Below are 26760 nucleotides of genomic sequence, written 5' to 3'. Positions count from 1 at the left end.
GGTCGAGCTGACTCGAAGTTCATCCCAATGCCGCAGTCAGCATCACTCTATTGGATCACACGACGACGTGGAGTAGAGCTCCGACCACGGCGCCGATGATGATCCGATGTGGCCGCCGCGCCGGTATGGTCGCCACGCCGCTCTCGAAATCCCTAGTCGCTCACGAGGAAATACGCATGCCTGACGTTGTTGCCAAAGAGGCCGTTGCCCAGGTGGAACCGGCCCCCGACCAGACCGACAGTCCACACGGAACGTTCGAAGTGATCCTGTCCGCGCCGGTTCAGGACCGCGACGGCGAGACGCTCCATCCTGACGAATGGGAACCGCTTCCCGAGCACATCACTTTCGACATCGATCACGGCATGTCCGTCTCCTCAACAGTCGGCAGCGGGCGGCCCGAGCTGGACGAGCACGGCAACCTGCGCGTGCGCGGCACCTACGCCTCCACCGAACTCGCGCAGACCACCCGGGCGCTGGTCGGTGAACGCCATATCCGCACCACCAGCGTCGCGTTCCTGCGTAAGCAGGACCGCAAGACCGGCAAGCCCCGCCGCGAACTGCTCAACGGCGCGTTCGTCGCCGTACCCGCGAACACCGCCGCCCTCGTGCTGTCCTCCAAAGCCGCTACCACCGCCGGACCGGACAACACAGAACCCACCGCGGCGCTGCGCGCGCAGCTCGCCGACATCGACCCCGCCGGCCTACCCACCCCCGTGCGCGACGTGCTGGCCACCCTCGGGGTCCTCGACCCCGACCCCGCTCCCACGAAGCCGGCAGCCGACACGACACCAGGAACAGGCGACACGGCGGCGGACACCGCACGTGCTGCGCTGGCCGTCCGCGCACGCCAACTTCGGGCACTATCCGCACTCCATGAATCTACGAGGTGACCACATACGCCAACACTGGTAGAAGCGCGCGAAAAGGTGCGCGAACTGGCCGTCAAGATGCTCGATGTCGTCGAGGACCCGGCGCTCACCGACGCGGAGAAGACCACTCGCCTCGACGAGTACGAGCCCGATCTCAAGGCCGCTCAGGACGAGGTCGCCACCAAGGAAACCATCGCGCGGCGCAAAGCCGAGATCTTCCACGCCGCCGGCCGCAAGCCCGGCGATGACGAACCCGACGACACGCCCGAACGGCCCGGCGGGTACGCCAGCCTCGGCGAGCAGTTCGTCAAGTCCACCGGATACCGCTCGCTGGTCGAGCGGGGCCTCAAGGGCGGTAACTGGACCACCGGCGACGTCGAACTGAAGGCCGAACTGTCCGAAGGCACCCCGGCAGCGCCCGGCCCCGGCTACGACCTGGTGACCACCCCACCACACATCGTCCCCGGCATCGTGGACATCCGGTTCCGCCCGCTGGTGATCGAGGACCTGTTCCCCGGCGGCGCCACCTCCTCGCCACTGATCCGCTACCTGGTCGAGACCACGGTGACCAATGCCGCAGCCGCGGTGGCCGAAGGCGCGCTCAAGCCCGAGTCCGCGATGGAGTTCGGCACCGTCGACGAGACCCTGCACAAGGTCGCCACGTTCCTGCCGATCACCGACGAGATGCTGGAAGACTGGTCCCAAATCCAGTCCTACCTCAACGCGCGCCTGCCCTTGTTCATCCGGCAGGCGTCCGAGGCACAGATCCTCTCCGGCGACGGTGCCGGCGCGAACATGATCGGCCTGCTCAACCGGCCCGGCCTCGCCCCGACCATCACCAAGGGCACTGAACCGTCCCTGGCCGACGACAACGAGATGGACGCGATCTACCGGCAGATCACCGCCATCCGCTGGACCAGCTTCCTGGAACCAGACGCCATCGTGATCAACCCGCTGGCGTGGCAGACGATCATGCTGGCCAAGAACAGCCAGGGCATGTACTACGCCAACGGCCCGTTCGTCGGCCAGCAGCCACAAACCCTGTGGGGCAAACGCGTCGTCAACACCCCCGCCATCGCCGCTGGAGAGGCACTCCTCGGCGCCTTCTCCCAAGCCGCCCAACTGTTCACCCGAGGCGGCATTGTCGTCGAAGCCTCCAATAGCCACGCGGACTTCTTCCAACGCAACAAGACCGCTGTCCGCGCCGAACGCCGCCTCGGCCTGGCCATCTACCGACCTGGTGCCTTCGGCCGTGTCGCCGGCCTCTGATCCGGTGGCTGACGAGCCGCCTTCGATACCTTGGGACGCGGTTCGGCGACGCTTCGCCTTATCTCAAACCCTTTTCGATCGTGACGGACAAACATAGCCGAAGCACTCGACTGAACAACTCGCCAGAGCGTTAACTGCCGATCAATCACGCCCAGGGCGTACCAGACGACAGCCCACGGGGCCGTACTCAAGACATGCGAGAACAACGACTGCCAGGACACGCGCATACCTGTCCGGTAACCGGCTCCAGGCTGACCAGCCACCTGTCAGGTAGGCGATTCATCAGCGTGTCCCTACGACGCTCAGTGAGGCACGCCTGGAGGGAATCCCCGTGCGCCACCACGAAGTGCATCGGGGCCATCGATGCTCGTAGAGGGTTGATGCCGGGCTTGGCGGACGAACAAGCGCCTCTCCCAAACGTCGTCCCAGAATCCGTACCAAGGCACCTGTAACGAACTTTAACACGACCAGCTCATCTGCCTGATCTGGCGCATGATGCAGCCTGTACAGCGAAGAGGTAGTGATGACACGGCGTAGCCATCGGATCCACAGCACTGGGGCCGAAGCGACCTCGGCGGCACCGGTCACCACCCACGCCACGATTGGGGCACCGACCTCCACCGACGCTGAACCATTCGACGACACGCCCGTGACCACTCGCGTATCCCACCTGGACGAGCCGATCACCGTGCACAGCCCAACCCCCGGGCCAGTCACCATGACCGTGGGATGGCTGACTGACACCAGTGACGACGCGGGGGCGGGCAGCGGCACAGCCGCTGAGGCGAAGGTGATCGCTCCCGCCGAGCGTCCCGGCCCGGAGCCCACCCGCCGCCAGGCGCAGACCAAGCCGAGCCGGAACCGTGGCCGCGCTGGCAACCGTTGACGACCTGACCGCGTACCTCGGCCACCCACCCTCCAACCCCACCCAGGCGGGATGGATGCTGGACGCGGCATCGGAGTTCGTGCGTGGCTACTGCCGGTGGTCCATCACCCGCGAGACCGACGTGGTGTGGACCCTCGACGCGGCCGGCGGCCGGCTGCTCGCGGTACCGACCCTGCACCTGGTGTCGGTGTCCTCCATCCTCGTCCACGGGGTCGAACGGGTGGGCGAGGTCGAGACCAGCTCGGCTGGCCTGCTCTACCTGCACGCGGGATGGCCCACCGCCTACCGGTCGGTGGTGGTGCGGGCGGTGCACGGGCACGAGCAGACCCCGCGCGACGTGCTCGCCGTGGTCTGCGCGCTCACCTCCCGCATGCTCACCACTCCCGGTGCCGGCCCCATGACCAGCTCTCGGATCGGCAGCGTCCAAATCACCTACGGCAACGACGGAGCCGAAACCGCCGGACTCACCCGCACCGAACAGATCGCGCTCGCCCGGCATCGCTTGGTCGGCGTCGCCCCGGCCCGCTAGACCAGCCATGACACCACCTCCGGGGTGCGCCACAGAACCACCAGCACGGCGGTACGAGTCAACCACTGAAAGCCGATGTGCACTCCCGGGTTCAGTTCACACATGGTCAGGCTGAACCTGACCGCCCACGTCGATCGCCGCCTATCAATTTTCTTACCGTCCAAAGTCGATCCCCAGAGTTGGTTACGTCGGCGGGACGCAGTCAATCGCAGCCGGTGCAGACCTCAAATTGTGGGTGCACAATTAGCCAAGATTGACCAATTTGCGGCGTGGACACCGTTTGACGCTGCGGAGGTGGCGCCGTGCAGCTTCCGCCGACGCTCTTGCCGCACACGATCATCGTGCGGCAGCACCACGGCACCGGCCCCTACGGCGATGTATTCGACGATCCGGTCACGCACCGGGCGTTCGTAGAGGACCGCCACCGGCTAGTCATCGCCGCGACTGGCGAAGAGATAGTTAGCGAGACCACCATCTACACCGGCCCCGACGTGCCAGTGCCGGCCGGCTCGCGAGTCACCCTCTGGGCAGGCACCTCGCACGAACGTACCGCCCGCGTGATCACCACGAGCCGCCACAGCCATCCAGCGTCGTGGTCACACCTGGAGATCGCCCTCACCTGACGGAGATCACGCATGGCTAAGAACGTCCGAGTCGCCTGGAACGGCGACGCCCTCGCCGGCCGCGCTCGAAGAGGAGCCGACCAAGGGGCCGAGGCGGGAGCCGATCACGTCCGGGATGTGGCGGCCCGGCGCGCGCCCCGGCTGACCGGTGCGCTCCGCGCCAGCGCCCGTGTTGTCCGGGAACCCAAAACGGGCACTGCGGCGGTCACCTTCGACGCGGACTACGCGGTCTACCAACACGAAGACCTGGACTACCGGCACGATGACGGCGGCCCGAAATTCCTGGAGACCGCCCTGGTGTCCGAGCGCCGCGCGGTGGCCCGGCTCATGCAGGCCGAAGTCCGCGAGGCGTTCGGCACATGAGCTGGACCGTCGAGCTGACACACGGGCTCGCCGTTCACCTGGCCGCCGCCGGTATCGGCGTGTACCGACCGGACGGGGTGTACACGGACGACGAGACTGGCCTCGTGCTTGGGGTCGTTCCGACCGCGCCGGCCCGTGTTGTGGTCCTGTCCTGCTACGCGCTGGCCGATGATGTCGACCAGGCGGACAGCCTGATCGGGCTCCAGGTACGAGTACGCGGCGGCAGTCCCGATCCGCGTGACGCGTTGGAGTTGCTCGACGCGGTGTTCGACCTGTTGCACGGCGCAACCCATCTCACGCTCGCGAATGTGGCTGTACACCTGGTCGAGCGAACCGCCTCCGCGTCGATGGGCCGGGATCAGAACGGCCGCTTTGAGTACGCGGACATCTATCGACTCCTTGCTCATAGGCCACGAATCCAGGGGCAGCTGGATTGGTAACGCTAGATTGTCCGCCATGTCGACGAGTGGGCAGGTCGCGGGCTGGGTGCCGATCGCGGTAGGAATTATCGGCATTGTTGGAGTGATCGCAGGGCATCTGATCAGCGCCTGGCGAGATGACCGACGCTGGAAAAGAGAGCAAGCAAGAGAATATCTCAGATGGAAAAGGGAGCAAACAAGCGAATCCGCCGCCTATTGGCGCAATCAACGGTTCAGCGCCTACGGTGAACTTCTCTCCAATTTTCGAGATTGGATGGATGCAATAGAGAAATCGGTGAATCAGATCGATAGAAATGAAGAGATTGCCGTCGATACAAGAGATCGACTCGAGCGTCATATTATGAACTTCGACAACTATTGCGACATTGTCGCGCTCCTGTCATCGGACTGGGATCCAGAGTATGCAATGCTCAATCAGTTCGAAATTTACCATCGCACTTCTAGTGTGCTCCTATCTCCGAATGTGTCAGATCACGAAGAAGATCTCCTGGATAAAGTCAAGAAGGCAAATGATGCCCTCATAAAGGCTATGAGGGAAGATTTAGGAGTTGTAGGTCGAAACCATCTTGACGGCGAGGATGGGTCGACATTGGGAGGAATTAAATAATGTCCCTGCGGTCACTGCTGGCTAAAGACTGGGTGCTGGAGGTCGATACCAGCGCACCGGACGCCACGGAGCGGACGTGGACGCGTGTCAACGGTTTGACGTCGATGAGCGAGACCACCGACGACAACACCGAGGACGACGGCGACTTCGACTCGGACGGGTGGGGCTCGACCGTTGTCACCCAGCGCACCTGGTCCATTGAGGCCGAGGGCCGCCGCAAGCGCACCGACGCGGCCGTGTTCACCCCCGATCCTGGGCAGGAAGCCGTCCGGCGCGCCGGACGTGTGGTGGGGTTCGACGCGAACATCACTGTGCGCTGGTATCGGCGCGACGGTTCTCAGGACGCCTATCAAGGTGTCGCGACGGTGTCTGGGTTCACCAAGGGTGGTGCGGTCACCGACCTGGAGCCGTTCAACTTCACCCTGAACGGGCAGGGCGCCCCGGTCGAGATCACCAACCCAGCCAACGAGGCCCCTGAGGCTGTCGCGCTGGTCGATGGGGTGGCCTGACTGTGGTGTTCCAGGATCTCGGGGACTTGCTTGATGCGGGGTTGTCGTTGCCGTACAAGGGAAAGATCTATCTTGTGCCGCCTGTGGACGCGGAGACCGGGTTGCGGTTCCAGCGGCTGGCTGAGGTTGCGGCGCAGCTGGCGCAGGCCGGCGACGACGAGGGGGAGTTGGACGCGGTCGTGCTCGACGACATGGGGGAGGTCGACCTGTATCGGGATGCGCTCGGTCCGGCCTACGAGACGATGCTCGCTGATCGGGTGCCGTGGCCGATGTTGAAGACGGCTGCTGTGACCGCGTGGTTGGACGCGGCGGCGGGTCGGGCTGCTGCGGAGGCGTATTGGAACGCGGCGGGTCGGCCGGACCCGGAAGCGTTGGCCGGGAATCGGGCGAGCCGTCGGGCGGTCCGATCGACCCGGCAACCGGGCTCCGGGAGTGGTACGACCCGTACCCGCAAGGCCAAGGCGACGAAGACGGCTGTACCTGGGCGCAGGTCTTAGAGCGCTGGTCGTTGGTCGAGGCGGATCTACATGAGCTGTACGGGGTGGATGTCGAGTCGGGAATTTTGAATTCCCGTTCGTGGCGGTGGCTGCGGACCCGGATCGTTGGTTTGTTGTCGGCCGACTCCCGCCTGACCCGCGCTCTCGCACCCGCGCATCCTCGTGTGCCGGGTCGCTGACGTCACTGTTCTCTCAGCTGGTTTGGCCGTCTGGGGGTGCCCGGTACGGCGTTGGCGTGCGTGATTGACGGCTGTTCCGATCGCCGCGAGGCCCACGGTTTCTGCGTCAAGCATCTTCGGCGTTGGCTGCGGCACGGTGACCCGCGCGCGGTGGTGCAGATCCAGGGCGACGACGATGCCCGGTTCCGCGCTCGGGTGCGGGTCGACGCCGGTGGTTGTTGGCTCTGGATGGGTTCGCTTCTCCCGAATGGCTATGCCCGCTTCACGGTCGGGCGGGTGCGTTTTCTTGCTCATCGTTGGTCGTACACCCGCTTCCGTGGCGCTATCCCGGGCGGGTTGCAGATCGATCATCTTTGTCGGGTTCGGCACGGTGTGAATCCGGCGCATCTGGAGCCGGTCGACGCGCGCGAGAACACGTTGCGCTCGCCCTACGCACAGGCTGCGGTCAACGCGGCCAAGACCGTGTGCCTGCGTGGCCACCCGCTCAACAGCGCGAACACCTACCGCAGTCCCGCGACTGGTCATCGCCGATGCCGCGTCTGCAAGCGCCTGCAGGAGCGCCTTCGTCGGAGGGCTGAGCGATCAGTCTGACGGTCGGTGAGCTGGTCGGCTTCCTCCGGATCGACTCGTCGGACTGGCACCGCGGGCTGGCCAAGGCCCGTGCCGCGCTGAGCCGCGTTGCCGGCGGCACGTCGGACGACCTGACGCGGCTGGCTGATCGGGCCGAGGCCGGGTTCGTGCGGGTCGCGTTGGCGATGTCGAACGTGGCCACCGCCGGTGCGGCGGTGCATGGGGTGGCGAGCACGGTCGCCGCGCTGGGCGCGGCGATGGCAGTGCTCCCGGCCGCCGGGGTCGCGGTCGGGGTGGGGATGGCCGCCGCCCGGGTCGGCATGGCCGGGTTCGGCCTCGCGATGAGGAACGTCGACGACCCGGCGGCGTTCGCCGAGAGTTTGGAGCGGCTGTCCCCGGCCGCCCGCGACACCGCTGTCGCCGTGCGTGATCTCGGCCCGGCCTGGAAGTCGGTGCAGCGGGCCACCCAGGAGGAGCTGTTCGCCGGGGTCGCCGACGACGTCCGCGTCCTGGGTGGCCGGTATCTGCCGGTGCTGGAGACCGGGCTGTCCGGGGTGGCCGGAGAGTTCAACCGCGCGGCGCGTGGCACGGCGGCGTTCCTGGGTCAGTCCCGCCAGGTCGAGACGGTGAGCAGGATCTTCGGGCAGGTCCGCGCCTCGGTTGGTGGCGTGTCGTCGGCGGTGCAGCCGCTGGTGTCGATCCTGCTGGATCTGGTCGCGGTCGGCGCGGAGTTCCTCCCCGGGATGGCCAGTGGGTTCGCCGACGCCGCACAGCGCGCGGCCGAGTTCGTGCGCGAGGCGCGGGAGACCGGCGAACTGCACGAGTGGATCGCCTCCGGTCTGGACACCCTGCGCCAGCTCGGCCAGCTGCTCGGCAACGTGGGCGCGATCGCGGGCGCGGTGTTCGATGGGCTGGGCCTGGGTGGCGCGGGGCTGCTGGACACGCTGGTGGCGCTCACCGGCCAGGTGCGGGCGTTCCTGGAGTCCGTGGAGGGCCAGCAGACGCTTGCCGCGTTCGGCGAGGTGCTCGCCACTGTGTCCGATGTGGTCAGTGAGGTCCTGCTGACCGCGCTCCAGGAGCTGGCCCCGGTCGTGCAGGCGCTCGGCCCCGGGTTCGCGCAGGTGGCTACCCAGGTCGGGTCGGTGCTCGTGGTGGCGCTGATGGCGGCCGGCCCGATCCTGACGCAGCTGGCCATCGTCCTGTCGCAGAACGCGTACTGGCTCGGGCCGCTGGCCATCGGCCTGTACGGGGCGGTGCGGGCGTTCGAGGCGGTGACGGCGGCGGTTCGGGTGCTCACCGTCGTGTCCAACCTGAACCCGTGGTTGTTGATCATCAGCGCGACGATCGCGCTCGCCACGTTGATCATCACCAACTGGGATTCCATCACCCAGACGGTGGGGTCGGCCTGGCAGTGGCTGTCGGATCGTGCCGCCGTGATCTGGGGCTGGATCGACGACAACATCGTCCGGCACATTCGGAACGCCGTCAGCGCGGTCGGTGCCGGGGTCGGCAGCATCATCGACTTCTTCGGCTGGCTGGTCAGCCTGCCGGGGAAGGTCGCGGGCTGGTTCGCCAGTGTCCGGGACGGGGCCATCCGCAAGCTCGGTGAGCTGGTCGAGTGGGTCAAGGGCTTGCCGGGCAGGATCCTCAGCGCGCTCGGCGATCTCGGCTCGCTGCTCGTCGACGCTGGGAAGAACATCCTGCGGGGCCTGCTCAACGGCTTGAAATCGATGGCCGACGCCGTGATCGGCTGGTTCCGTGACCTGATCGACATGGCGGTCGATGCGGCGCTTGACGTGCTGGGCATCGCCAGCCCCAGCAAGGTGTTCCGCCAGATCGGTGTCTGGAGTGGACAGGGTCTGGTCGACGGTTTGGCGTCCATGGTGGACCCGGTCGCCGGCGCGGCGACCGCTCTCGCCGAATCCGCCATCCCGGCACCGCGGTTGCCCGCTCCCACCCAGCCCGCCGCCTACCAGCCCGCGACCAGCCAGGCCGGCACGTTCCCGGACACCAGCGGCGCCGGGGGCAGCGGCGGCGCGGCGAGCCGCAGCCCGCTGCACATCGAGCATTACCACGCACCCCAGGACGCGGACCCGGCCGAGCAGGCGCAGGCATGGGACTGGCTATCGCGGGGTGGTGGATAGTGGCCGCAGGCGATCTGATCACCCGTGACCGGCAGATCGAGTGGCGCGGCACGCTGCTCGGTTCCGGCACCCCGTACCGGTTGGTGAATCTCGAAGGCTGGCTGGACCGGCCCGAGATGCGTGACGGCGACATCGACCGGGACAACCAGCATGGCGCGCATCCGGGGCAGTTGCTCGTCGGCCGGCGCACGATCACCGCGACCTACCGGATCGTGCACCCGCTGCCGGAGTTCAGGTCGGCGGTGGCCGAGTTGCAGCGCGTCACGGCACCTGATGAGAACCCGGTCGAGGAGCCGTTGGTCATCCAGTGGGACGGGGCCAAGGCGCTGGTGTGGGCGCGGTGCACCGGTGTGATCGTGCCGACCGGCCGCCGGTACGCGGTCGGCGTCACCGAGGGCGTGGTGCGGTGGCGGGCGACCAACCCGCGCCGACTACGGCTGCCGCAGCTGTCCCCGTCGACGAGCCCCGCGCAACCGCCCTCCGGTGGCCTGGTGTTCCCGCTGATGTTCCCGCTCGCGTTCAGCGCAGGACGGGCCGGCGGCGAGCTGGCGCTCACCAACGAGGGCGGGGCGCACGCCCAGCCGGTGTGGCGGATCACCGGCCCGGCACCCGGGGCACGGATCACCAACCTCGGCACCGGGCAGCGGTTGTGGCTGGCCGACACCTTCACCGTGCCCGCCGGCCAACAGCTCGACCTGACCACCGAGGACCGCACCGTGGGGTTCGTGTCCTCCGGGGTGTCGCGCAGCAGCGAGCTGGTCCGCCGCGAGTGGTTCACCCTGCCGCCGGGCGCCGCGACCGGTGTGCGGTTCGAGACGCTGACCGGCTCCGGGCAACTCACCTGCCTCTACCACCACACCGACCTGTGAGGAGGGAATCCTGTTGGTTGAGCGGCACTCCTGGGCTGTGGGCGCGGTCGACGACACGGGACAGATCACCGAGGTCGATGCCCGCCTGACCATCGGCGGGCTGCTCACCCCGACCGGCCCCACCACGTCACGGTCCGGCCTGTTCCCCGCAGCGGATGCGGCGGGCGCGGTCACCGCCACGACACCGACCCCCACCGGTGAAGTGCACGTCGCCCCGTTCCGAGGCTCCCGTCAATCGGTGCGCCCGGGTGGGGGCGGCAGCTACCTCCTGTGTCTGGACACCGTGAAAACGATCGATGTGCTCGGCACCGCGCCCGCCGACCCGGCCAACCCGCGCATCGATCTGATCGTGTTCCAGCAGTCCGACACCTACCACGGCGACACCGACTCCGATCTGCGTGTGCGGCACGTGGTCGGTACTCCGTCGTTCAGCCCGGTCGCCCCGGACCCGACCGAGGGCGGCTGGTCACCGGACTACGTCGTGAAGGCGCGTATCACCGTGCCGGCTGGCGCGGAGACCATCAGCCAGGACGACATCAACAACATCGATCTCGGGGTGACGGTGGCCGTCGGCGGTGTGCTTCCCGTGGCGGATCGGACGTGGCGGGACGCGATCATCAACCCGTACGAGGGCCTGGTCGTCTACCGGCGGGAACGGGACTGGCTCGAAAGCTACGACGGGACGACGTGGCGCGGTACCCGGCAGGTCAGCTACTCACAGCCGAACGCGGTCGGCCCAGGAGCCAACGCGCCGGTCAACGCTGGGCAGAACACCACCTACACGGTCGCGACCGTGGAGATCACCGACCCGGGCTGGCCCTACCTGATCGCCGGCTGCGCCGGGATGCGGCTCACCGCCGTGTCGAGCAACGTCGGCTACATCTCCCACGCCGGCTCGATCACCGTGGACAGCACGGTCCAACCCGAGGTGTCGGAGACCACCAACGCGAACACTGTGTCGATCGCGTTCCTCGAAGTCACCGGTACCAACTTCCCCAACCCGGTCGGGTTCCTCAACCTCCCGTACCGCCGCGCCCGCACCGTCTACACGGGCGCGCACACGGTGCGGTTCCTGTTCAAGACTGGTCTCCAAGGGACAGTCTCTTTCGGGCCGCTGAACCAGCAGGCCGACTACTACTTCCACGTCGACGTCATCCCCGCGTGATCCCCTCCGATGGCCGCGCCGGTTTACACCTACCAGTTAGCCGACCTGCGCAGCGGACGGATCCTGGAGGACTTCACACCGACCGCGGTGCGGTTCACCAAGCCGTTGAACGCGGCCGGGCGCTTCGACTGCTCATGGAAGCTCGGCGAGAAGACCACCCGGCTGGACCCCTACGACCTGACGATGCCGGCCCGGCGGGTGATCTACGCCTACCGGGACAGCCGCCCACAGTGGGGCGGCATCATCTGGACCCGCTCCTACGACTCCACCTCCCAGACCGTCACCCTCGGCGCGGGCGAGTTCTGGACCTACTTCGACCACCGCAAAGTGCTCCCGCTCCTGCCCGCCGACCCGGACCTGTCCACCGTGGCCGGTCTGTCCGTCACCTACGACAACACCGACCAGAACGAGATCGCCCGCCAACTCGTCGCCCTCGCGCAAACGCACACCGGCGGCGACATCGGCATCCGGCTCGACGACACCGAGTCGTTCTTCCTGCGGGACCGCACGTACAACGGCTACGACCTCGCCGACGTCGGCGAGAGCCTGCGGCAGCTGTGCAACGTCATCGGTGGCCCCGACCTCGTGTTCGACATCGCACCCAACCCCGCCGGCGGCCCGCCGCTGCGGGTGCTGCGGCTCGGCACGCCCTGGCTCGGCCAGCAGGGCAGCGCGCACGTGTGGGAGGTCGGCGGGAACGTCACCTCCTACACCTGGCCCTCCGACGGCTCATCGATGGCCACCCGCGCGTTCGCCGTAGGGGAAGGGGTGGACCTCGGCCTGCCGATCGCGGTGCACGAGGACACCACGAAGTACGCCCAGGGGTTCCCGCTGCTGGAGGTCGAACACAACTACGGCAGCGCCGAAGGCGCCGCCACACTGTTCGGGCACGCCGAGGCCGACCAGCAGACCGCCCGCATGCCCGTCGTCCTGCCCAAGATCGTGGTACGCGGCGACGTTGCACCCACCGCCGCCGACGTGTCCCGTGGCGACGACGGCCAGTTGGTCGTGCCCGCCGATCCGTTCCACCGCACAGGATTCACCGGCCCCGTGCGGGTAGTCGAGATCGCGTACGCGCCCAGCGTGTCGGCCGAACGGATCACCCTCACCCTCGCTCCGCTTCTCGACGACACCGCCTGAAATATCGCGTAGGGAATCGCCTCAGGACAGGAGAGCGTATGGGGCAAGTCAACCAGCCATCGAACTTGCTGGACCGGATCAAGCGGCTCGAACTCCAGTACCAGCAACTCTGGAAGGCGCTGGGGCTCACCTCGGCGACCATCGAGAAAGGCGGCCTGACCCTCCTCAACGACGCCTTCATCCGCATGATCGACGACAACCAGGACGAGATCGTCTACATCGGACCCGACAACCAAGGCAAACAGATCATCCGCATCCGCCGCGAAGGCGGCAACAACGTGCTCTACACCTACACCGCCGTCGGTGGCCGGCAGTTCTGGGCGCTCACCGACAACGAGGGTCGGATCATCGTCTCCGACGACGCCGAAACCGGCGCCGGCCTCGCCCGACCCTGGCTGCCCGTCCCGCTCTACCCGGCGTTCCTGCCCAGCGCACCCGACCCCGGCATCACCGGACGGTGGGCGATCGACTCCACCGAGCTCCTCAGCGAGAAGACCCTGTGGGAAGGGCACGCGACCATCAGCCACCCCTGGATCGAGATCGGCGGAACCTGGGGCCACGCCAGCGGAACCGGCCCCATCACCTACCGCCTTTACGTCGGCGCCGACTACGTCGGCAGCTGGGTCGTGACCGCCGCCACCACCGACCGGCGAGGACCGTTCGCCGTGGCCGACCACGTCGGCCACGACTGGGTGCCCATCCGGCTCACCGCCCAGACCAACGGGACCGGCGAGGTGCTCTGCGCGCCGCTGGGCTGCTACCTACGCCAAAGCTGACCCAGCCCGACACAACAGAACCCGAACACCTGGCCCGACCACCAGCACGTTCCCCGCCCCAGCACCCTTGACCATCGCCGAACCCGGGAAGGACGTGTGCCGGTGACCGTGCTGGAGTTGCTGTCCTGGGTGATCGGCCTGGCCAACCCGATCTCGGCCGCGCTCGTCGGCCCGGCACTCGCTCGCTTGCTCACCCGGCTCGGCGTCACCCGGTGGATCTTCCGGGCGCAAGGTGCTGGATGGCTGGTCCTCGCCATCGCCCAACTCGCCTTCCTGACCTTCGGCTACGCCGCCGGCTTCCCCGGGTTCCAGTACGCCCAACCACTGATGATCCCGATAGCGGGACTCAACTTCCTGGCGTGGCTACTCACCCGACGCCGACCCCGCCCGGACAACGTGCCCCGCGATCCACCACGAAAGAACTGACACCCCGGTCAGGCACGTCAACCAACGCCACCGACACCCAACGCCCCCGTACTTCCCCGCTGTGGCCGATCCGGGCACGTGCCCGAGTCGGCCATGTCGTCACGCACACCTGTCCTGGAGGGACACGCAGTGACCGATTACGGCATCGACATCAGCCACTGGAACCGCGTCGACAACTGGAAAGCCGTACGCGGCAACAACATCACCTACGCCTCGATCAAAGTCACCGAATCCACCACCTTCATCGACAACGCCGCCCCCGGCCACGCAAGCGGCGCCCGAGCCGCCGGTATCCGCGCCGGCGGCTACCACTTCGCCCGCAACACCGACATCACCAGACAGGTCAACCACTTCGCCACCCACCTTCGCGCCCTCGGCCTTCTCAACCCCGGCTCCCTCGCCCCCATGATCGACATGGAAGCCGCCGAACTACGCGGCAACGCCAACCCCTTCATCACCACCTTCATCACCCGCCTACGCCACGCCACCGGCATCCGCCGGGTCCTCGTCTACGCCAACCTCGACTGGTGGACCCGCGTCCTGCGCCCCAACGAATGGGCCGACGCCGACGTCCTGCTCTGGATCGCCCGCTACAACGGCGACCCCGGCAACCCCGGCTGGGTACACCCCAAACTCGCGCTACACCAACACACCAGCACCGGCACCGTCCCCGGCATCCCCGGCAACGTCGACCGCAACGCCACCATCGGCACCCACACCCTCACCCACCTCGTCCTCGACGGCACCCCCGCACCCCGACCAACACCACAACCGAAACCGCCCAACACCTACACCGTGCGACCCGGCGACACGCTCTCCGCCATCGCACACCGCCACGGAACCACCTGGCAGAACCTCCAGCGGATCAACAACATCCCAGACCCGAACCTGATCCACCCCGGCCAGGTCCTGCACCTGCCCTGATCCACCCGCCATGACACGAAAGGAACATCCATCATGACCACCCCCACCCCCCGCCCCGCGATCATCGAGGCCAAGGTCAAGACCAGCGCAGCAGCCGCGGCCCTCTCCGGGCTGGTGCTGTCCCTGCTCGCCTACCTGTTCCACGGCACCGACATTCCCGACGCGCTGAAGGCCACCATCACCAGCGTTGTCACCACCCTGGTCACCGGCGGCATCACCTACGGCGTCGGCTGGCTCACCCGCCACACCCCACGCGACGTCCTCGACCTGCACACCGACAACTGATCAATCCATGACCGACACACCCACGCTGCTCCTGGTCCACGGCGCCCGGCGCGGCCCGTGGGCCTGGCACCGCCTCCAACGTCTCCTCGCCGACGTCAACATCGTCACCCACCTCCTCCGCCACGAACCGAGGACCGCGACCGACCGCCGCACTGACACCACGCGCCCGGAGGGCGTGCGCTCGTTATGACCCCGGCGATGCGCGACCCGGCCGAGGTACTCACCCCCGAGGAACTCGCCGCCGCGCACGCCAGCGCCGACGCAGCGCCACCACTCACACCGACCCAGATCGACCGCATTGCGGACCTGTTCCGCCCCGTAACTCGACAACTGATCGACAACCACCGCCGCACTCAGTAATAATCGAAGGCTCCGGCATCCACTCCTGATGCGAGGGTGCCGGAGCCTTCCGAGTGAATCAGGCTGTCGTAGCAGGTTCGTCGTCTTGAGAGGATGGTCCGTACCGAAATCCGGGATCGATAGTCGACGTATCGAACACACCTTTCCCACGGCGAACAGTTTTGTAGATCCGAGGACGCATGATGGTGCGCAGAATATCCCGCTGCGCGGTCACGTCCAGAGACAGAAAAGCCCTACGGGCGTTCGGGCCAATCACGTCCATCAACTGCGGCGGCAGCTTGATCTGTTCGGCACGCTTTTCAGCCTTCTTGATCCGATCCAGCAAGCCCGGCTCGATGTCCAGGAAGCTCTCCCGTGACACCCGCCCCGCCGCCGCGTCCACCTTCCACGCCGCCAACTCCGCTCGCAACCGCTCGGCCTCCTGAAATGCCGTGTAGGCGCCGCTGCTGTCCTCCTCGATACGGAACAGCTTCGCCGCGTCCGTGCGCTCCAGCAGTCGCAACGCCTGCTCAGTCAGGTACGCGTCCAGCTTGGTCTGAGTCCGCCCGACACACCATTTTTCGCGGCATACGTATCGGCTCTTACCGTTCTGGGTCTTACGCGCCAGCGGTCCGTCACACTCACCGCAGGTAGCGATCCCGCTCCACCAATACCTGACCCGCACGCCATCCTTGTTCTGGCGACGACTTGGATCGCGGAGCCTTGCCGCCAGTCGAAGGCGCTCGTCGTCGCTGATGATCTGCTCCCACTTGCCCTTGCCAACCACTTTCCCATTCAGCACAACTAGCCCAGCGGCAGACTCGCTCAACGCAATATTGCGAACCTTGACCTCGTTCCACAGCGATCGGAACAAGTACGGCACATCACTCCTGTTCAGATCCCGCGCAATCGCCTTCGGTGCCTCACCATTGGCGACCCGCTCCACAACAATGACGGCGAGTTCCCTTGCGTCCTCTGCCAGCCTGGCTAATAGTCTGTTCCAGTTCTTATCACGGCTGTGCTCCTCAACAAGCCGGGTCACCAGCCGGGCGTTCCAGCGACGGTCCCGTGCACACGGTACCGACTCCTTGTTCAGCTCCCGCGCGATCCACGTCAGCGCCTTGCCATCCAGTACCCAGCCCACAATCCTGCGGATCACCGCAGCTTGTTCCGAGACGATCACCTGATCCAGCACTTCACCGGTACCGGGGTCATACCGACGCTGGTAGCCGTACGGTACCGGCCCCGTCCACAAACCCAGCTTGGCGCGCTTGCGCTTACCACGTCGCGAGTGCTCCGAGATTTTGTCCGAGTCGCCTTCCGCCTCCACAGCATCCCGAGCGGTCGCCTTCCGGTCCGCCGCCTTGGTCATGTCATAAACCCGACCGCCGTAAGCCCAGAACGCGCCGGTTTCGATACATACCTGGCGCAACCGGACATACAACGCGAGATCCCGCTGTGCGCGAGACGGATCGAACGTCCATAGCAGGTTCGCCCGCCCCTGCCGCAGCATGTCCAACGCCTTCTCATACTCAGGGCGTTCCTCGGTCGCGTACAGCGACGCCGACATGTCGTTATCGCAGAACGTGCCTACATCCTCGACACTGAACTCCTCGAAGAACTCATCACCTTCATCTACCTGCGAAGACACCGAAATACTTCGACCCGACGCATCCTGGGACGCCCGCACGTACTTGATTCCGACCAGGTGCACCTCGGCAAGGCTCCGCACGGTACGCGGTCGCACAAACGTTCGTTTATCCATAGATAGGTACCCTAAGTCAAAACATGGCCGTGCTCATGTTCGGTGGCATCGACACCACCGCGGGCATGATCACCAACCTGGTCCGGCACCTGCTGCGGCACGACGAGGAGCTGACCCCCGGCGCGGTCGAGGAGTCACTGCGCCTGGAACCCGCCGCCGCGGTGATCGACCGCTACACCACCCGCGACGTCGACCTCGGCGGCGCGCACATCCCCGAGGGCGACCTCGTCGTGGTCTCGATCGCCGGCGCGAACCGGGACCCGGCGATCTTCGCCGACCCGGACCGCTTCGACCCGCGACGGCCCAACGTGACCCAGCACCTGGCCTTCGCGCAAGGCCCGCACTTCTGCCTCGGCGCCCGCCTGGCCAGGGCGGAGGCGACGATCGCGGTGCGCACCCTGTTCGACCGGCTGCCCGGCCTGCGGCTGTCCGCCGACGACCCGCCCCGCGGCCTGGTGTTCCGCCGACCACCCACGCTGTGGGCCCGCTGGGACCTGCCCCCGCCCTGAATGCCTCATTCGGGACGGTGAGCGTCGCCAATGCCTCATTCAGGGCGCCGGGCCGTTGCGACGTGACTAGTCCGTCGTCGGGGTGTACCCGGCGTCGTGGCAGGCCTGCGGCGTGTCCCCGACCACCACGACCGCCGCGCCGTCGTCGCGGGTGCAGCCGACCAGCGGCGGCACCGGGAGCCGCCCGGTCAGCTGCCCGTCCCAGTCTGCGGGCGGGTGGATCCCGGCGACGTCCCGGACCAGCAGGCCCGACCGCCAGAACCCCGCGCACGCGCCGACCGCGTCCTGGATCGTGGCCGGGACATCGCTGCCGGCGGGGCTCGCGTTCGACACCTCGGTGCCCGCGAGCGAGGTCCCGTCGGCGGCGTAGCTGCGGCACTCCACCATGCTCAGGTCGGTCACCGGGCGGGACGCCACGATCGCCGCGGTGGCCCCGAGCACGGCCGCCCCGGCCACGCCGGCGGCGACCAACCGCAGCCGCCCGCGCCGCCGCCGGCGCGGCTCCTCGGCGATCGCCGCGTCGATCGTCGCCCACGACCTGGCCCGCTGCGCCGCGGTGAGTGTCCCCGCGCCGTCGAGTAGTTCACGCATCGCGACCTTCCTCTCCGAAGAGCTTTCCGGTGACACCCTCCGCGTCGAGCGTCGCCCGCAACGTCGACTTCGCGCGGCTCAACCGCGACCGCACCGTGCCGACGGGGACGCCGAGCACCTCGGCCGCCTCGCGGTAGGACAGACCCTCGATCGCGCACAGGGCGACGACGTCCTGGCCGCGCGGGCGCAGTCGCGCCAACGCCGCGCGCAGGGCGGCGGAGTGCCGATCGGCCTCCAACCGGGCGTCGAGGTCGGCCCGATCCTCCTCGTCTGGCCACGGCCGGTGCCGCAGCCTGCCGAGCAACGAGACCTCCCGGCGCCGGCCGCGCAGGCGGTTGCGCGCCACGTTCCCCGCGACGGCCAACAACCAGGCCACCACCCCGTCGTCGCCGACCACGAGCCGGTCGCGCTTGCGCCACGCCTCGAGGAAGACCTGGTTGGCCGCCTCCTCGGCGTCCGCACGGTTTCCCAGCCGGGCGTAGCAGTGCCGGTAGACCCGGTCCACGTGCCGCGCGTGCACCGCGGCGAAGGCCTGGACATCGCCGGCGGCCACCGCGCGCCACAGGTCGGCGTCGGCCCGCTCGCTCAGGGTCGGATCGTGGCTCACACCGGGGAATGTCCGGCGGCCCTCGGCCGGTTCCACGCTCAGCTCGGGAGCAGCTCTGGAGCCAGGTCCGTCAGTCGAGACAGAAGTCGTGGCCCTCGATGTCCTCCATCCAGATGCACGACTCGTTCTCCTCGTCGGCGGGCAGGAGGCGTACGCGGACCGCGCCGAGCGCGACCAGGCGGGCACACTCGGCCTCGAGGGTGGCGAGGCGCCGCGCCCCCACGAGCCCGGTGCCGACCCGCACGTCCAGATGCACCCGGTTCTTGACGACCTTGCCCTCCGGCACGCGCTGGAAGTACAGCCGTGGGCCGACACCGGACGGATCGACGCAGGCGAACGCCGCACCCTGGCGCTCGGGCGGCTGCGTGCGATCGAAGTCGGCCCAGGTGGCGAACCCCTCCGGCGCCGGCGGGACGACGTAGCCAAGCACGTCGCACCAGAAACGGGCCACCCGCTCGGGTTCCGCGCAGTCGAACGTCACCTGGAACTGCCTGACCGACGCCATCGGCCCACCGTAGTGACGCCCGCCGCCCACCGATACCGAATATCAGGCGGCCGCGGCCATGGCGGCGCGGAACAGGACCTGCTGGTTGCCGTCCACCCAGCTGATCTTGTAGGTGATCGCCCGGATCCGCCAGCCGCCGGCCGTGCGGGTGAGGCGGAAGTCGTAGGTGCCGCCGGAGGTCCACAGTGGAGAGCCGTGCGGGTTGGTCAGCCGGTGGACGCCGAGCACGTTGGCGGTCGCGGTCGCGTCGTCGCCGGTGACCGACACCAGCACGTTGGTGATCAGGTGCTGGGTCGCCTCGAGGCCGGACATGGTGCGGCGCCACGAACCCTGTGCGGTCGTGCTCAGCAGTTGGTCCACTGTGCCCTCACGGGGTTCGCCGCCCCAGAGGTCGGTGTAGTCGGTGTACACCTGCTCGGTGAACAGCTCCCGCAGACCGTCCCAGTCGCGACGGTCGAGGAGCCAGCCCATGCTGACCACGGTGTCGGTGATCTCCGCCCGATCCTCAAGAGTCATGGCGAGAGTGTGCGGCGGCGCACTCGAAGGCCGGTCAACGTCGAAGCTGCCCATGATCGGATCGGCACTCCGTACTCTTGGCCACCGAGCTGGTCCACCGCGGTGAGGAGATAGTCCATGCTGTTCCCTGAGCTGGCCGACGGTGGCGACCGCGCCGCGCTGCGCTTCCCCGAGGCGGAGCTGACCTACCGCGAGCTCGCCTGGCTCACCGAGCGGCTGGCCGGCGCGCTCGCCGGCAGGCGGCGGGTCGCGGTGTGGGCGACGCCGACGATCGAGACCTGTGTCGCGGTGGTCGGGGCGTTGGCCGCCGGGGTGGCGGTGGTGCCGGTGAACCCGAAGATCGGCGAGCGGGAGCTGACCCACATCGTCACCGACAGCGCGCCGGACGCGGTACTGGCCGCGCCCGGGGTCGACCTGCCGGCCGCGCTGGCCGCGCTACCCCAGCTGCCGATCCGGCTGGACCGGCCGACCGGCGCCCAGGTGGCCGGCGGGCCCTTCGGCGCGCACGACGGCGAGACGCCCGCGTTCGTGGTGTACACCTCGGGCACCACCGGGCCGCCCAAGGGCGTCGTGCTGCCCCTGCGGTCGGTCACCTCGAACCTGGACGCGCTGGCCGAGGCGTGGGCGTGGACCTCGGCCGACGTGCTGGTGCACGGGCTGCCGCTGTTCCACGTGCACGGGCTGATCATCGGGGTGCTCGGTCCGCTGCGCCGGGGCGGCACCCTGCGCCATCTCGGCCGGTTCTCCCCGGCCGCGCTCGGCGCCGCGCTCGCGCAGGACGCCACGATGGCCTTCGGCGTGCCGACGATGTACAGCCGGCTCGCGGCCGACTGCGAGGCCGACCCCGCGCTGGCCAAGGCGATCGGCGGCGCGCGGCTGCTGGTGTCCGGCTCGGCGGCGCTGCCGGCCACGGTGCACGAACGGATCGCGACCGCGACCGGCCAGCGGGTGGTCGAGCGCTACGGCATGACCGAGACGCTGATGAACACCGCCATCCGGGCCACCGGCGACCGCAGGCCGGGCGCGGTCGGGCCGGCGCTGGCCGGGATCTCGGTGCGCCTGGTGGACGACCACGGCGTCCTGCTGTCCGAACAGGACGGTGAGACGGTCGGCGAGATCGAGGTGCGCGGGCCGAACCTGTTCCTGGAGTACCTCAACCGCCCAGACGCCACGGCCGAGGCGATGCGCGCCGGCTGGTTCCGGACCGGCGACATGGCCGTGCTCGACCAGGACGGCTACGTCCGGATCGTCGGCAGGCGGGCCACGGACCTGATCAAGAGCGGCGGGTACAAGATCGGCGCCGGCGAGATCGAGAACGCGTTGCTGGAGCACCCGGGCGTCGCCGAGGCCGCGGTGACCGGCGAGCCGGACGAGGACCTCGGCGAGCGGATCGTGGCGTGGGTGGTGCCGGCCGGTGCCGCGCCGACGGCCGACGAACTGGCCGACCACGTCGCCCGGCTGCTCGCGCCGCACAAGCGTCCACGGGTGGTCCGGTACCTGGAGTCCTTGCCACGCAACGACATGGGCAAGATCATGAAACGCTCCCTGCGCGCCTGACCGGCAACTGCCCTGAATGCCCCATTCGGGACGTTGACCGTCGCCAATGCCTCATTCAGGGCACTGTTCAGGGCACTGCGAGGCGGCCGTCGGCTACGCCCGGGGGACCTGGTCGGGCTCGGCGGCGGGCTCGGGGTCGCCGCCGGGCGCCTCGTCGACGGCGCTGGCGCCGACGCCGGCGTGACCAGCGCGACCTGCCTCGGGTCCCAGCTGGGACTGGGACCCGGCTAACCCAGCGGGCGTAGGCGCGACCACCGCGCTACCTCGGTCGGCGTCGCCGGCCCGGCCCCGCCCGGCGTAGCGGGTCACACGTGCGCTTACCCCGGTTGAGCAGGGCGAATGACGCCGCGCAACGGACGCGCCCGACCCCGGTCGACCGTCAGGCTTGATGCGGAGCGAGAGGAGATCCACGATGACCACGACGCAGGAGCGCCCCGACTTCCCGGCGCAGCAGACCGAGCCCCGCCCGAACCTGATCATCCGCACCGAGACGGCGCTGATCGACCTCGCCGGTCGCATCGGCCGACCGGCGCTACGCCTGACGCTGGCACTGACCTTTCTCTGGTTCGGCGCGCTCAAGATCACCAACGACACGCCGGTCGCGGAGTTCGTCGACAACACCGTGAACTGGATCCCGCTGCTGGACGGCGGCTGGTTCGTGCCCTTCCTCGGCGTGGTCGAGGTCATCCTCGGCGCCGCGCTGCTGGTCGGCCGGGGCCTGCGGATCGTGCTGCCGTTACTGTTCGCCCACCTGTGCGGCACGTTCCTGGCGCTGCTCACCCAGCCGGCGGTCACCTTCCAGGACGGCAACGTGCTGATGCTCACCACCGAGGGCGAGTTCGTGATCAAGAACCTGATCCTGCTCAGCGCCGTCCTCGTCATCTACGGCAGCATCCGCCGCACCCCCCGAACCCGCTGAACCGCCCAGGAACGCTGACCTCGCCCCCGGTGTGCCCCCACTCAGCCCGGCTGAGCGGGGGCACACCGGTTTTGTCGGCCGCCTCGGCGGGTCTCAGCGGGTCCTCAGCGTTTTGGGGGGAGTATCGGAGCGGACGGGGGTTCTGATCAGCGTGTGGAAGGAGAGCCGGTGCGGTTCGGTGAGGTGATGCGGCGTTCGGCGCTGCTGGTCCCGGTGGGGGCGGGCGCGGCGCTGGTCGGCGCCGGCTGGGGAGTGCCGTCGGCGCTCGGCGGCCGGCCGACGGGGGAGCGGCTGGCCAGGATGAAGGCCTCGCCCAACTTCCACGACGGCGGGTTCCACAACCCGGTCCCGGCCGGCATCGCGGCGCCGTCCGGCGGCATGCTGCGCGACCTGGTCGCCGGCAAGGAACGCCGGCGGCCGACCGGCCAGGTGCCGGTGCGCGTGCCCGACTTCGGCGCCACCAAGGCCGACACGCTGCGGGTGAGCTGGCTTGGCCACGCGACCGTGCTGGTGGAGCTCGAGGGCAGGCGGATCCTGTTCGACCCGGTGTGGAGCGAGCGGGCCTCACCGTCGGCCCTGCTCGGGCCCCGGCGGCTGCACCCGGTGCCGGTGCCCATCGCCGACCTACCACCGGTGGACGCCGTGGTCATCTCCCACGACCACTACGACCACCTGGACATGACGACCATCCGCCGGATCGCCGCGCTCTGGCCCAGGACCCGGTTCGTCGTGCCGCTTGGCGTCGGCGCGCACCTCGAGCGCTGGCGGGTGTCGCCAGAGCGCATCGACGAGCTCGACTGGACCGAGTCCGCCACCGTCGCCGGCATCGAGCTGACCGCGACCGCCGCGCGGCACTTCTCCGGACGGCTGCGGCCAGGCGGCAACACGACGCTGTGGGCGTCCTGGGTGGTCGCCGGCGAGCGCCACCGGGTGTTCTACACCGGCGACTCCGGCTACTTCGACGGCTACCAGGAGATCGGCGAGCGGCACGGCCCGTTCGACGTCACGTTCATCCAGGTCGGCGCCTACTCCCCGTACTGGCCGGACATCCACATGACCCCGGAGGAGGGCGTGGCCACCCACCGCGCGGTGCGCGGCGGCCTGCTGGTCCCGGTGCACTGGGGCACCTTCAACCTCGCCATGCACTCCTGGTCGGAGCCGGTCGAACGGCTGCTGACGGCCGCGTCCGGCATCCAGGTCGCCGTGCCGCGCCCCGGCGAGCTGCTGACCGTCGCCCACGCTCCTGACCCGGACGGATGGTGGCGCGACATCGCCTGATCGGGTCCGTTCGCTCACCCAGTGTTGCTCTCTACCTAGGGCCCTAAGTAGAGTTAGACAATGCCTGGGGCCAGTCCGCGAATGACCATCCCGACCCAACTCGTGCTGCGAACGCTGCTGGAAGATCCGCCGCGCGAGATGTACGGGTTGGAGATCTGTTCGGCCGCCGGGTTGCCCAGCGGCACAATTCATCCCATTCTGGCGCGCCTGGAACAAGCGGGCTGGGTACGCAGCCACTGGGAGAACATCGACCCGCGAACAGAGGGCAGGCCCCGCAGGCGCTACTACCGGCTCGACCCCAACAGCATCGCGACCGTCCAGTCGGCACTCGCGCGCGCGGACGCCGCGGTGGCCAGGCTGCGGCTGCGGCCAGGGCTGGCGGGGAGGGGCCAGTGATCGGCGTTCGGCTCCGCTACACGGTTTCCGGACTCGCCCTTCGCCTACGTGGCCTCATCCAGTACAGCGCGTTCCCGCACGGCGACCGGCACGGCGACGCCTTCCGGGCCATCGGCAGGCTCGGCTCGTTCGTCCACCTCGAGGACCCCCGGTCGCGGCGCCGGGCGCGCACGCTCGCGCTCGTTCTCGGCCATTCCTACATTCGCGCCCATCAGCTGACCAATTCCATGGTCCGCCACATGGGCACCGGCCGATACCGGCTACGCCACCTCGTCGAGGCGGATCTCATCAGCGAACGACTCGTCGGCCTGTCCGATGTGGACGAAGCGTGGGAGTTGACGTTCCGGATCGCCAGAATGCGCGACATCGCCGGCGGAATTCCCGGCGCGGGCGCGTTGGCCAGATCACTGGCCGACGCGCACGACATCGCCCGCGCGCTCGCGCTCGCCGGCGCGGACTTCTCCCTGCGGGTGTTGGTCATTCGGCTGAACCCGCTGTCCAGGATGCTGTTATCGACCTCGGTGTTCCTGCTGCCGGCAGAACACCGGGAACGCTTCGGCGCCGAGTTCCGCGCCGAGCTGTACTACCTGCGCCCGTCCAAGAAACGCCAGATCCTCTACGCCACCAGGCAACTGCGCCACGCGCTGCGGCTGCGCCGGTCGCTGCGCGCGGCCAACGGTCAGGCAGAACGCGAACGCCGCACCGACACGTAGCCCACGAGCACCGCCACCGGCGACACCACCGCCACCCCGCTGGCCGCCACGACCAGCACGGTCAACCCACCCGTGCGCACCGCCTCGTCCCCGGCGGCGCGGACCGGCAGGGTCTGGCCCGGCCGGGTGGCGAAGGACAGCTCGACCTCGCCGGTGTGCTCCCGGCCATCGGCGCGCCAGCTGGCCTCGCAGTCCTCCCGCTCGCCGTCATCCCGCTCGCAGTGGGTGATCCGCGCGGTCGTCTGCTCACCGCGCAGATAGGTGACCGACTCCTCCAGGTAGGCGAGGCCGAACACCACCGAGGTCACCGCCGCGCCCACGCCGAGAAACGCCAGCGACACCAGCACCACGCCCGGCCGGTGGTCGACGATCGTGCCGACCACCGACACCACCACCAGCACCAACCCGGCCAACGCGCCGAGCAGGCCGGTGACCAGCGCCACGGTGCCCGAGCTGAACAGCCACACCGCGAACAACGCGAGACACGCCGTGCCCGACAGCACGGTCAGCGTCGCCCTCGGCCCCACGTCCGTTCCGGTCATCCGCGCGCCGCCGCCAGATGATCCCTGGCCGCCGCCTCCAGATGCGCCAGGTCCGAGGCGATCGAGGCGAACGTGAAGCCCTCGGCCAGCCGCCGCGCGGCGGTCTGCCCGTTCGGGGTGTGGATGCCGGCCGCGATCCCCGCCCGGCGCGCCGACTCCCGCACGGTCGCCACCGCCCGCTCGAACTCCTCGGCCACCGCCGGGTCCATCGGGAACGCGCCACCGACCGCGAGGCTCAGGTCCGACGGGCCGACATAGACCCCGTCCAGGCCGGGCGTCGCGCAGATGGCGTCCACTTCGGACAACGCGCCGGGGGTCTCGATCATCGCGAGCACCACGTTGACCGCGTTGGCCTCCGCGGGTTTCATGCCCACTCGCAGGCCCGCCCGGCTGGGCGCGTAGGAACGTCTGCCCGCCGGCGGGTACCGGACGGCGGCCACCGCGGCCTCGGCGTCGGCCGCGGTCTCGATCAGCGGCACGATCACCCCGCACGCCCCGGCGTCCAGCGCGCGGCCGATCGGGGTGATGTCGTTGGCCTCCACCCGAACCAGCCCGACCGTGTCGCCACCGGCGGCGTCCACCGCGATCAGCGAGGACAGCAGCCCGGAGTAGCCGAGCAGGCCGTGCTGGCCGTCGAGGCAGACGTAGTCGTAGCCGAGGCGCGCGATCCGCTCGGTGGCCGGTGGCGCGTCGAGGGCCGACCAGTAACCGATCACCGGCTCGCGGGCACGAAGTTTGGCGGCGAACTGGGCAGCGGTCATGATGGTGCTCCTCCCGGCATCGACTGTGACATCGTCATCCTCTCGCGCGGTCCATGGTGACGCTGGGCGCGGTCGGGACGACACCATCGGTGGGAGGTGTGGATGAGGCGCGAAGGTACTGTGCGGTCGTTCAGGGACCCGGTGGCCGCCGGCGTGCACCGGGCGCACGGCGGGCTGGCACCCTATGCCCGCCGCGACCGGCACCAGGACCTGGTCGGCCTGCTCAGGCCCGGCCGGTTCGCGCTGGTCGTGGGGGACGCCGCGGCCGGCAAGACCCGGCTGGCCTGGGAGGCGGTGACCGCCACGCTCGGCCGCCACCGGCTGTTCGCGCCCGCGCCGCCCGACCTCGCCGACGCGGTCACCCAGATGTCGCGCGCCCGCCGGGCGGTGCTCTGGCTCGACGACCTGGAGCGGTATCTGGACGTGCTGTCGCCCACGGTGATCGACGAGCTGCTCACCGGCGGGCACCGGGTGATCGTGGCGACCATGCGGCTGCAGGAGTTCGACCTGCTGAGCACCGAGTCCGATCGCACGCTCGCCGAGAGCCGCCGCCGGATCCTCGCCTGCGCCGAGCACATCCGCGTCGAGCGGACGTTCTCGGCCGCCGAGCTCGCCCGCGCCGACCGCCGCCACCCGGCCATCGCCGAGGCGCAGGCCGACACCGACGAGCTGGCCGAGCACCTCGCCGGCGA

34 protein-coding genes and 1 pseudogene are annotated in these 26760 nt (G+C 68.9%); 27 read left to right on the top strand and 8 right to left on the bottom strand.

What is annotated here, in order from left to right; all coding sequences use genetic code 11:
- Window positions 1–176: 176 nt before the first annotated feature.
- The 20 genes from ACYVIP_RS41375 (at window position 177) to ACYVIP_RS41280 (ending at window position 15430) form a co-directional block, all read left to right on the top strand.
- The gene (locus tag ACYVIP_RS41375) at window positions 177–890 is read left to right on the top strand and encodes a hypothetical protein (protein ID WP_460406562.1); all 714 of its coding nucleotides are present in this window, start codon (window positions 177–179) and stop codon (window positions 888–890) included.
- A 15-nt stretch (window positions 891–905) separates the two neighbouring features.
- Complete coding sequence (locus ACYVIP_RS41370; RefSeq protein WP_460406578.1) at window positions 906–2138, top strand: phage major capsid protein; 1233 nt, start codon at window positions 906–908, stop codon at window positions 2136–2138.
- 863 nt (window positions 2139–3001) lie between these two features.
- Window positions 3002–3553: a hypothetical protein gene (locus tag ACYVIP_RS41365; protein WP_460406561.1), complete on the top strand. Its 552-nt coding sequence runs from the start codon at window positions 3002–3004 to the stop codon at window positions 3551–3553.
- Between the two features lie 302 nt (window positions 3554–3855).
- Window positions 3856–4176 carry a hypothetical protein gene (locus ACYVIP_RS41360; protein WP_460406560.1) on the top strand — a complete coding sequence of 107 codons (321 nt, stop codon included), beginning with the start codon at window positions 3856–3858 and terminating at the stop codon, window positions 4174–4176.
- A 12-nt stretch (window positions 4177–4188) separates the two neighbouring features.
- Window positions 4189–4539, top strand: coding sequence for a hypothetical protein (locus ACYVIP_RS41355; RefSeq protein ID WP_460406559.1), 351 nt, complete (start codon window positions 4189–4191; stop codon window positions 4537–4539).
- Window positions 4536–4979 (top strand): minor capsid protein, encoded by a 444-nt coding sequence (locus ACYVIP_RS41350; RefSeq protein ID WP_460406558.1) that lies wholly within the window; start codon window positions 4536–4538, stop codon window positions 4977–4979. Before ACYVIP_RS41355 ends, ACYVIP_RS41350 begins: the two co-directional genes overlap by 4 nt.
- Window positions 4980–4995: 16 nt before the next feature.
- Window positions 4996–5586 (top strand): hypothetical protein, encoded by a 591-nt coding sequence (locus ACYVIP_RS41345; protein ID WP_460406557.1) that lies wholly within the window; start codon window positions 4996–4998, stop codon window positions 5584–5586.
- Entirely contained in the window at window positions 5586–6095 is a 510-nt protein-coding gene (locus ACYVIP_RS41340) for a phage tail tube protein (RefSeq protein WP_460406556.1), read from the top strand. Before ACYVIP_RS41345 ends, ACYVIP_RS41340 begins: the two co-directional genes overlap by 1 nt.
- A gap of 2 nt (window positions 6096–6097) precedes the next feature.
- Window positions 6098–6592: a DUF7426 family protein gene (locus tag ACYVIP_RS41335; protein WP_460406555.1), complete on the top strand. Its 495-nt coding sequence runs from the start codon at window positions 6098–6100 to the stop codon at window positions 6590–6592.
- Between the two features lie 215 nt (window positions 6593–6807).
- Window positions 6808–7362, top strand: coding sequence for an HNH endonuclease signature motif containing protein (locus tag ACYVIP_RS41330; RefSeq protein WP_460406554.1), 555 nt, complete (start codon window positions 6808–6810; stop codon window positions 7360–7362).
- A 146-nt stretch (window positions 7363–7508) separates the two neighbouring features.
- Window positions 7509–9485, top strand: coding sequence for a phage tail protein (locus ACYVIP_RS41325; RefSeq protein ID WP_460406553.1), 1977 nt, complete (start codon window positions 7509–7511; stop codon window positions 9483–9485).
- Complete coding sequence (locus ACYVIP_RS41320; protein ID WP_460406552.1) at window positions 9485–10354, top strand: phage tail family protein; 870 nt, start codon at window positions 9485–9487, stop codon at window positions 10352–10354. The genes ACYVIP_RS41325 and ACYVIP_RS41320 overlap by 1 nt, the downstream gene beginning before the upstream one ends.
- 13 nt (window positions 10355–10367) lie before the next feature.
- The gene (locus tag ACYVIP_RS41315; protein WP_460406551.1) at window positions 10368–11519 is read left to right on the top strand and encodes a hypothetical protein; all 1152 of its coding nucleotides are present in this window, start codon (window positions 10368–10370) and stop codon (window positions 11517–11519) included.
- 9 nt (window positions 11520–11528) lie between these two features.
- A complete protein-coding gene (locus ACYVIP_RS41310) occupies window positions 11529–12659 on the top strand; it encodes a hypothetical protein (protein WP_460406550.1) in 1131 nt (376 codons plus the stop codon).
- A 38-nt stretch (window positions 12660–12697) separates the two neighbouring features.
- The gene (locus tag ACYVIP_RS41305) at window positions 12698–13435 is read left to right on the top strand and encodes a hypothetical protein (RefSeq protein WP_460406549.1); all 738 of its coding nucleotides are present in this window, start codon (window positions 12698–12700) and stop codon (window positions 13433–13435) included.
- A gap of 102 nt (window positions 13436–13537) precedes the next feature.
- Entirely contained in the window at window positions 13538–13861 is a 324-nt protein-coding gene (locus ACYVIP_RS41300; protein WP_460406548.1) for a hypothetical protein, read from the top strand.
- A gap of 129 nt (window positions 13862–13990) precedes the next feature.
- On the top strand, window positions 13991–14785 hold the full coding sequence (locus ACYVIP_RS41295; protein ID WP_460406547.1) for a GH25 family lysozyme: 795 nt from the start codon (window positions 13991–13993) through the stop codon (window positions 14783–14785).
- Window positions 14786–14818: 33 nt separating this feature from the next.
- The gene (locus ACYVIP_RS41290) at window positions 14819–15070 is read left to right on the top strand and encodes a hypothetical protein (protein WP_460406546.1); all 252 of its coding nucleotides are present in this window, start codon (window positions 14819–14821) and stop codon (window positions 15068–15070) included.
- 7 nt (window positions 15071–15077) lie between these two features.
- A complete protein-coding gene (locus tag ACYVIP_RS41285) occupies window positions 15078–15260 on the top strand; it encodes a hypothetical protein (RefSeq protein WP_460406545.1) in 183 nt (60 codons plus the stop codon).
- 8 nt (window positions 15261–15268) lie between these two features.
- Entirely contained in the window at window positions 15269–15430 is a 162-nt protein-coding gene (locus tag ACYVIP_RS41280) for a hypothetical protein (RefSeq protein WP_460406544.1), read from the top strand.
- A gap of 58 nt (window positions 15431–15488) precedes the next feature.
- On the opposite strand, the gene ACYVIP_RS41275 is transcribed toward ACYVIP_RS41280, so the two are convergent.
- Entirely contained in the window at window positions 15489–17174 is a 1686-nt protein-coding gene (locus ACYVIP_RS41275; protein ID WP_460406543.1) for a recombinase family protein, read from the bottom strand.
- Window positions 17175–17197: 23 nt separating this feature from the next.
- On the opposite strand from ACYVIP_RS41275, the gene ACYVIP_RS41270 reads away from it, so the two are divergent.
- Window positions 17198–17683 (top strand): cytochrome P450, encoded by a 486-nt coding sequence (locus tag ACYVIP_RS41270; RefSeq protein WP_460406542.1) that lies wholly within the window; start codon window positions 17198–17200, stop codon window positions 17681–17683.
- 66 nt (window positions 17684–17749) lie between these two features.
- Here the strand turns inward: ACYVIP_RS41270 and ACYVIP_RS41265 are convergent, their stop codons facing one another.
- From ACYVIP_RS41265 to ACYVIP_RS41250, 4 genes are all read right to left on the bottom strand, one after another.
- The gene (locus ACYVIP_RS41265; protein ID WP_460406541.1) at window positions 17750–18274 is read right to left on the bottom strand and encodes a hypothetical protein; all 525 of its coding nucleotides are present in this window, start codon (window positions 18272–18274) and stop codon (window positions 17750–17752) included.
- Complete coding sequence (locus ACYVIP_RS41260) at window positions 18267–18881, bottom strand: RNA polymerase sigma factor (RefSeq protein WP_460406540.1); 615 nt, start codon at window positions 18879–18881, stop codon at window positions 18267–18269. Before ACYVIP_RS41260 ends, ACYVIP_RS41265 begins: the two co-directional genes overlap by 8 nt.
- A 70-nt stretch (window positions 18882–18951) precedes the next feature.
- The gene (locus ACYVIP_RS41255) at window positions 18952–19386 is read right to left on the bottom strand and encodes a VOC family protein (RefSeq protein WP_460406539.1); all 435 of its coding nucleotides are present in this window, start codon (window positions 19384–19386) and stop codon (window positions 18952–18954) included.
- Window positions 19387–19428: 42 nt separating this feature from the next.
- Window positions 19429–19902: a nuclear transport factor 2 family protein gene (locus tag ACYVIP_RS41250; RefSeq protein WP_460406538.1), complete on the bottom strand. Its 474-nt coding sequence runs from the start codon at window positions 19900–19902 to the stop codon at window positions 19429–19431.
- Window positions 19903–20019: 117 nt separating this feature from the next.
- On the opposite strand from ACYVIP_RS41250, the gene ACYVIP_RS41245 reads away from it, so the two are divergent.
- The gene (locus tag ACYVIP_RS41245) at window positions 20020–21459 is read left to right on the top strand and encodes an acyl-CoA synthetase (RefSeq protein ID WP_460406537.1); all 1440 of its coding nucleotides are present in this window, start codon (window positions 20020–20022) and stop codon (window positions 21457–21459) included.
- A 93-nt stretch (window positions 21460–21552) separates the two neighbouring features.
- Here the strand turns inward: ACYVIP_RS41245 and ACYVIP_RS41240 are convergent, their stop codons facing one another.
- Window positions 21553–21768 carry a hypothetical protein gene (locus tag ACYVIP_RS41240; RefSeq protein ID WP_460406536.1) on the bottom strand — a complete coding sequence of 72 codons (216 nt, stop codon included), beginning with the start codon at window positions 21766–21768 and terminating at the stop codon, window positions 21553–21555.
- Between the two features lie 103 nt (window positions 21769–21871).
- Here ACYVIP_RS41240 and ACYVIP_RS41235 point away from each other — a divergent pair, with 103 nt between their 5' ends.
- From ACYVIP_RS41235 to ACYVIP_RS41220, 4 genes are all read left to right on the top strand, one after another.
- Window positions 21872–22378 (top strand): DoxX family membrane protein, encoded by a 507-nt coding sequence (locus tag ACYVIP_RS41235; protein ID WP_460406535.1) that lies wholly within the window; start codon window positions 21872–21874, stop codon window positions 22376–22378.
- A gap of 168 nt (window positions 22379–22546) precedes the next feature.
- A complete protein-coding gene (locus tag ACYVIP_RS41230; RefSeq protein WP_460406534.1) occupies window positions 22547–23656 on the top strand; it encodes an MBL fold metallo-hydrolase in 1110 nt (369 codons plus the stop codon).
- 81 nt (window positions 23657–23737) lie between these two features.
- Complete coding sequence (locus ACYVIP_RS41225; RefSeq protein ID WP_460406533.1) at window positions 23738–24052, top strand: PadR family transcriptional regulator; 315 nt, start codon at window positions 23738–23740, stop codon at window positions 24050–24052.
- Window positions 24049–24765, top strand: coding sequence for a hypothetical protein (locus ACYVIP_RS41220; protein ID WP_460406532.1), 717 nt, complete (start codon window positions 24049–24051; stop codon window positions 24763–24765). Before ACYVIP_RS41225 ends, ACYVIP_RS41220 begins: the two co-directional genes overlap by 4 nt.
- On the opposite strand, the gene ACYVIP_RS41215 is transcribed toward ACYVIP_RS41220, so the two are convergent.
- Both ACYVIP_RS41215 and ACYVIP_RS41210 read right to left on the bottom strand, forming a co-directional pair.
- Window positions 24732–25307, bottom strand: a complete 576-nt coding sequence (locus ACYVIP_RS41215) for a hypothetical protein (RefSeq protein WP_460406531.1) — start codon at window positions 25305–25307, stop codon at window positions 24732–24734. The two genes, ACYVIP_RS41220 and ACYVIP_RS41215, sit on opposite strands and share 34 nt — an antisense overlap.
- Window positions 25304–26068 carry an HpcH/HpaI aldolase family protein gene (locus ACYVIP_RS41210; protein ID WP_460406530.1) on the bottom strand — a complete coding sequence of 255 codons (765 nt, stop codon included), beginning with the start codon at window positions 26066–26068 and terminating at the stop codon, window positions 25304–25306. Before ACYVIP_RS41210 ends, ACYVIP_RS41215 begins: the two co-directional genes overlap by 4 nt.
- Window positions 26069–26170: 102 nt before the next feature.
- Between ACYVIP_RS41210 and ACYVIP_RS41205 the strand changes: the two are divergent.
- A pseudogene (locus tag ACYVIP_RS41205) lies at window positions 26171–26760 on the top strand (hypothetical protein); the annotation flags it as partial.

It is taken from the genome of Actinophytocola sediminis (assembly GCF_054779715.1).
This window is presented reverse-complemented; position numbering and strand designations above follow the sequence as displayed.

Bases quoted from the DNA above. Each gene is read 5' to 3' on its own strand.
- ACYVIP_RS41375 (WP_460406562.1), top strand. From the start codon at position 177: ATGCCTGACGTTGTTGCCAAAGAGGCCGTTGCCCAGGTGGAACCGGCC.
- ACYVIP_RS41355 (WP_460406559.1), top strand. From the start codon at position 4,189: ATGGCTAAGAACGTCCGAGTCGCCTGGAACGGCGACGCCCTCGCCGGC.
- ACYVIP_RS41350 (WP_460406558.1), top strand. From the start codon at position 4,536: ATGAGCTGGACCGTCGAGCTGACACACGGGCTCGCCGTTCACCTGGCC.
- ACYVIP_RS41345 (WP_460406557.1), top strand. From the start codon at position 4,996: ATGTCGACGAGTGGGCAGGTCGCGGGCTGGGTGCCGATCGCGGTAGGA.
- ACYVIP_RS41340 (WP_460406556.1), top strand. From the start codon at position 5,586: ATGTCCCTGCGGTCACTGCTGGCTAAAGACTGGGTGCTGGAGGTCGAT.
- ACYVIP_RS41310 (WP_460406550.1), top strand. From the start codon at position 11,529: ATGGCCGCGCCGGTTTACACCTACCAGTTAGCCGACCTGCGCAGCGGA.
- ACYVIP_RS41305 (WP_460406549.1), top strand. From the start codon at position 12,698: ATGGGGCAAGTCAACCAGCCATCGAACTTGCTGGACCGGATCAAGCGG.
- ACYVIP_RS41290 (WP_460406546.1), top strand. From the start codon at position 14,819: ATGACCACCCCCACCCCCCGCCCCGCGATCATCGAGGCCAAGGTCAAG.
- ACYVIP_RS41285 (WP_460406545.1), top strand. From the start codon at position 15,078: ATGACCGACACACCCACGCTGCTCCTGGTCCACGGCGCCCGGCGCGGC.
- ACYVIP_RS41280 (WP_460406544.1), top strand. From the start codon at position 15,269: ATGCGCGACCCGGCCGAGGTACTCACCCCCGAGGAACTCGCCGCCGCG.
- ACYVIP_RS41275 (WP_460406543.1), bottom strand. From the start codon at position 17,174: ATGGATAAACGAACGTTTGTGCGACCGCGTACCGTGCGGAGCCTTGCC.
- ACYVIP_RS41270 (WP_460406542.1), top strand. From the start codon at position 17,198: ATGGCCGTGCTCATGTTCGGTGGCATCGACACCACCGCGGGCATGATC.
- ACYVIP_RS41265 (WP_460406541.1), bottom strand. From the start codon at position 18,274: ATGCGTGAACTACTCGACGGCGCGGGGACACTCACCGCGGCGCAGCGG.
- ACYVIP_RS41255 (WP_460406539.1), bottom strand. From the start codon at position 19,386: ATGGCGTCGGTCAGGCAGTTCCAGGTGACGTTCGACTGCGCGGAACCC.
- ACYVIP_RS41250 (WP_460406538.1), bottom strand. From the start codon at position 19,902: ATGACTCTTGAGGATCGGGCGGAGATCACCGACACCGTGGTCAGCATG.
- ACYVIP_RS41245 (WP_460406537.1), top strand. From the start codon at position 20,020: ATGCTGTTCCCTGAGCTGGCCGACGGTGGCGACCGCGCCGCGCTGCGC.
- ACYVIP_RS41235 (WP_460406535.1), top strand. From the start codon at position 21,872: ATGACCACGACGCAGGAGCGCCCCGACTTCCCGGCGCAGCAGACCGAG.
- ACYVIP_RS41225 (WP_460406533.1), top strand. From the start codon at position 23,738: ATGACCATCCCGACCCAACTCGTGCTGCGAACGCTGCTGGAAGATCCG.
- ACYVIP_RS41215 (WP_460406531.1), bottom strand. From the start codon at position 25,307: ATGACCGGAACGGACGTGGGGCCGAGGGCGACGCTGACCGTGCTGTCG.
- ACYVIP_RS41210 (WP_460406530.1), bottom strand. From the start codon at position 26,068: ATGACCGCTGCCCAGTTCGCCGCCAAACTTCGTGCCCGCGAGCCGGTG.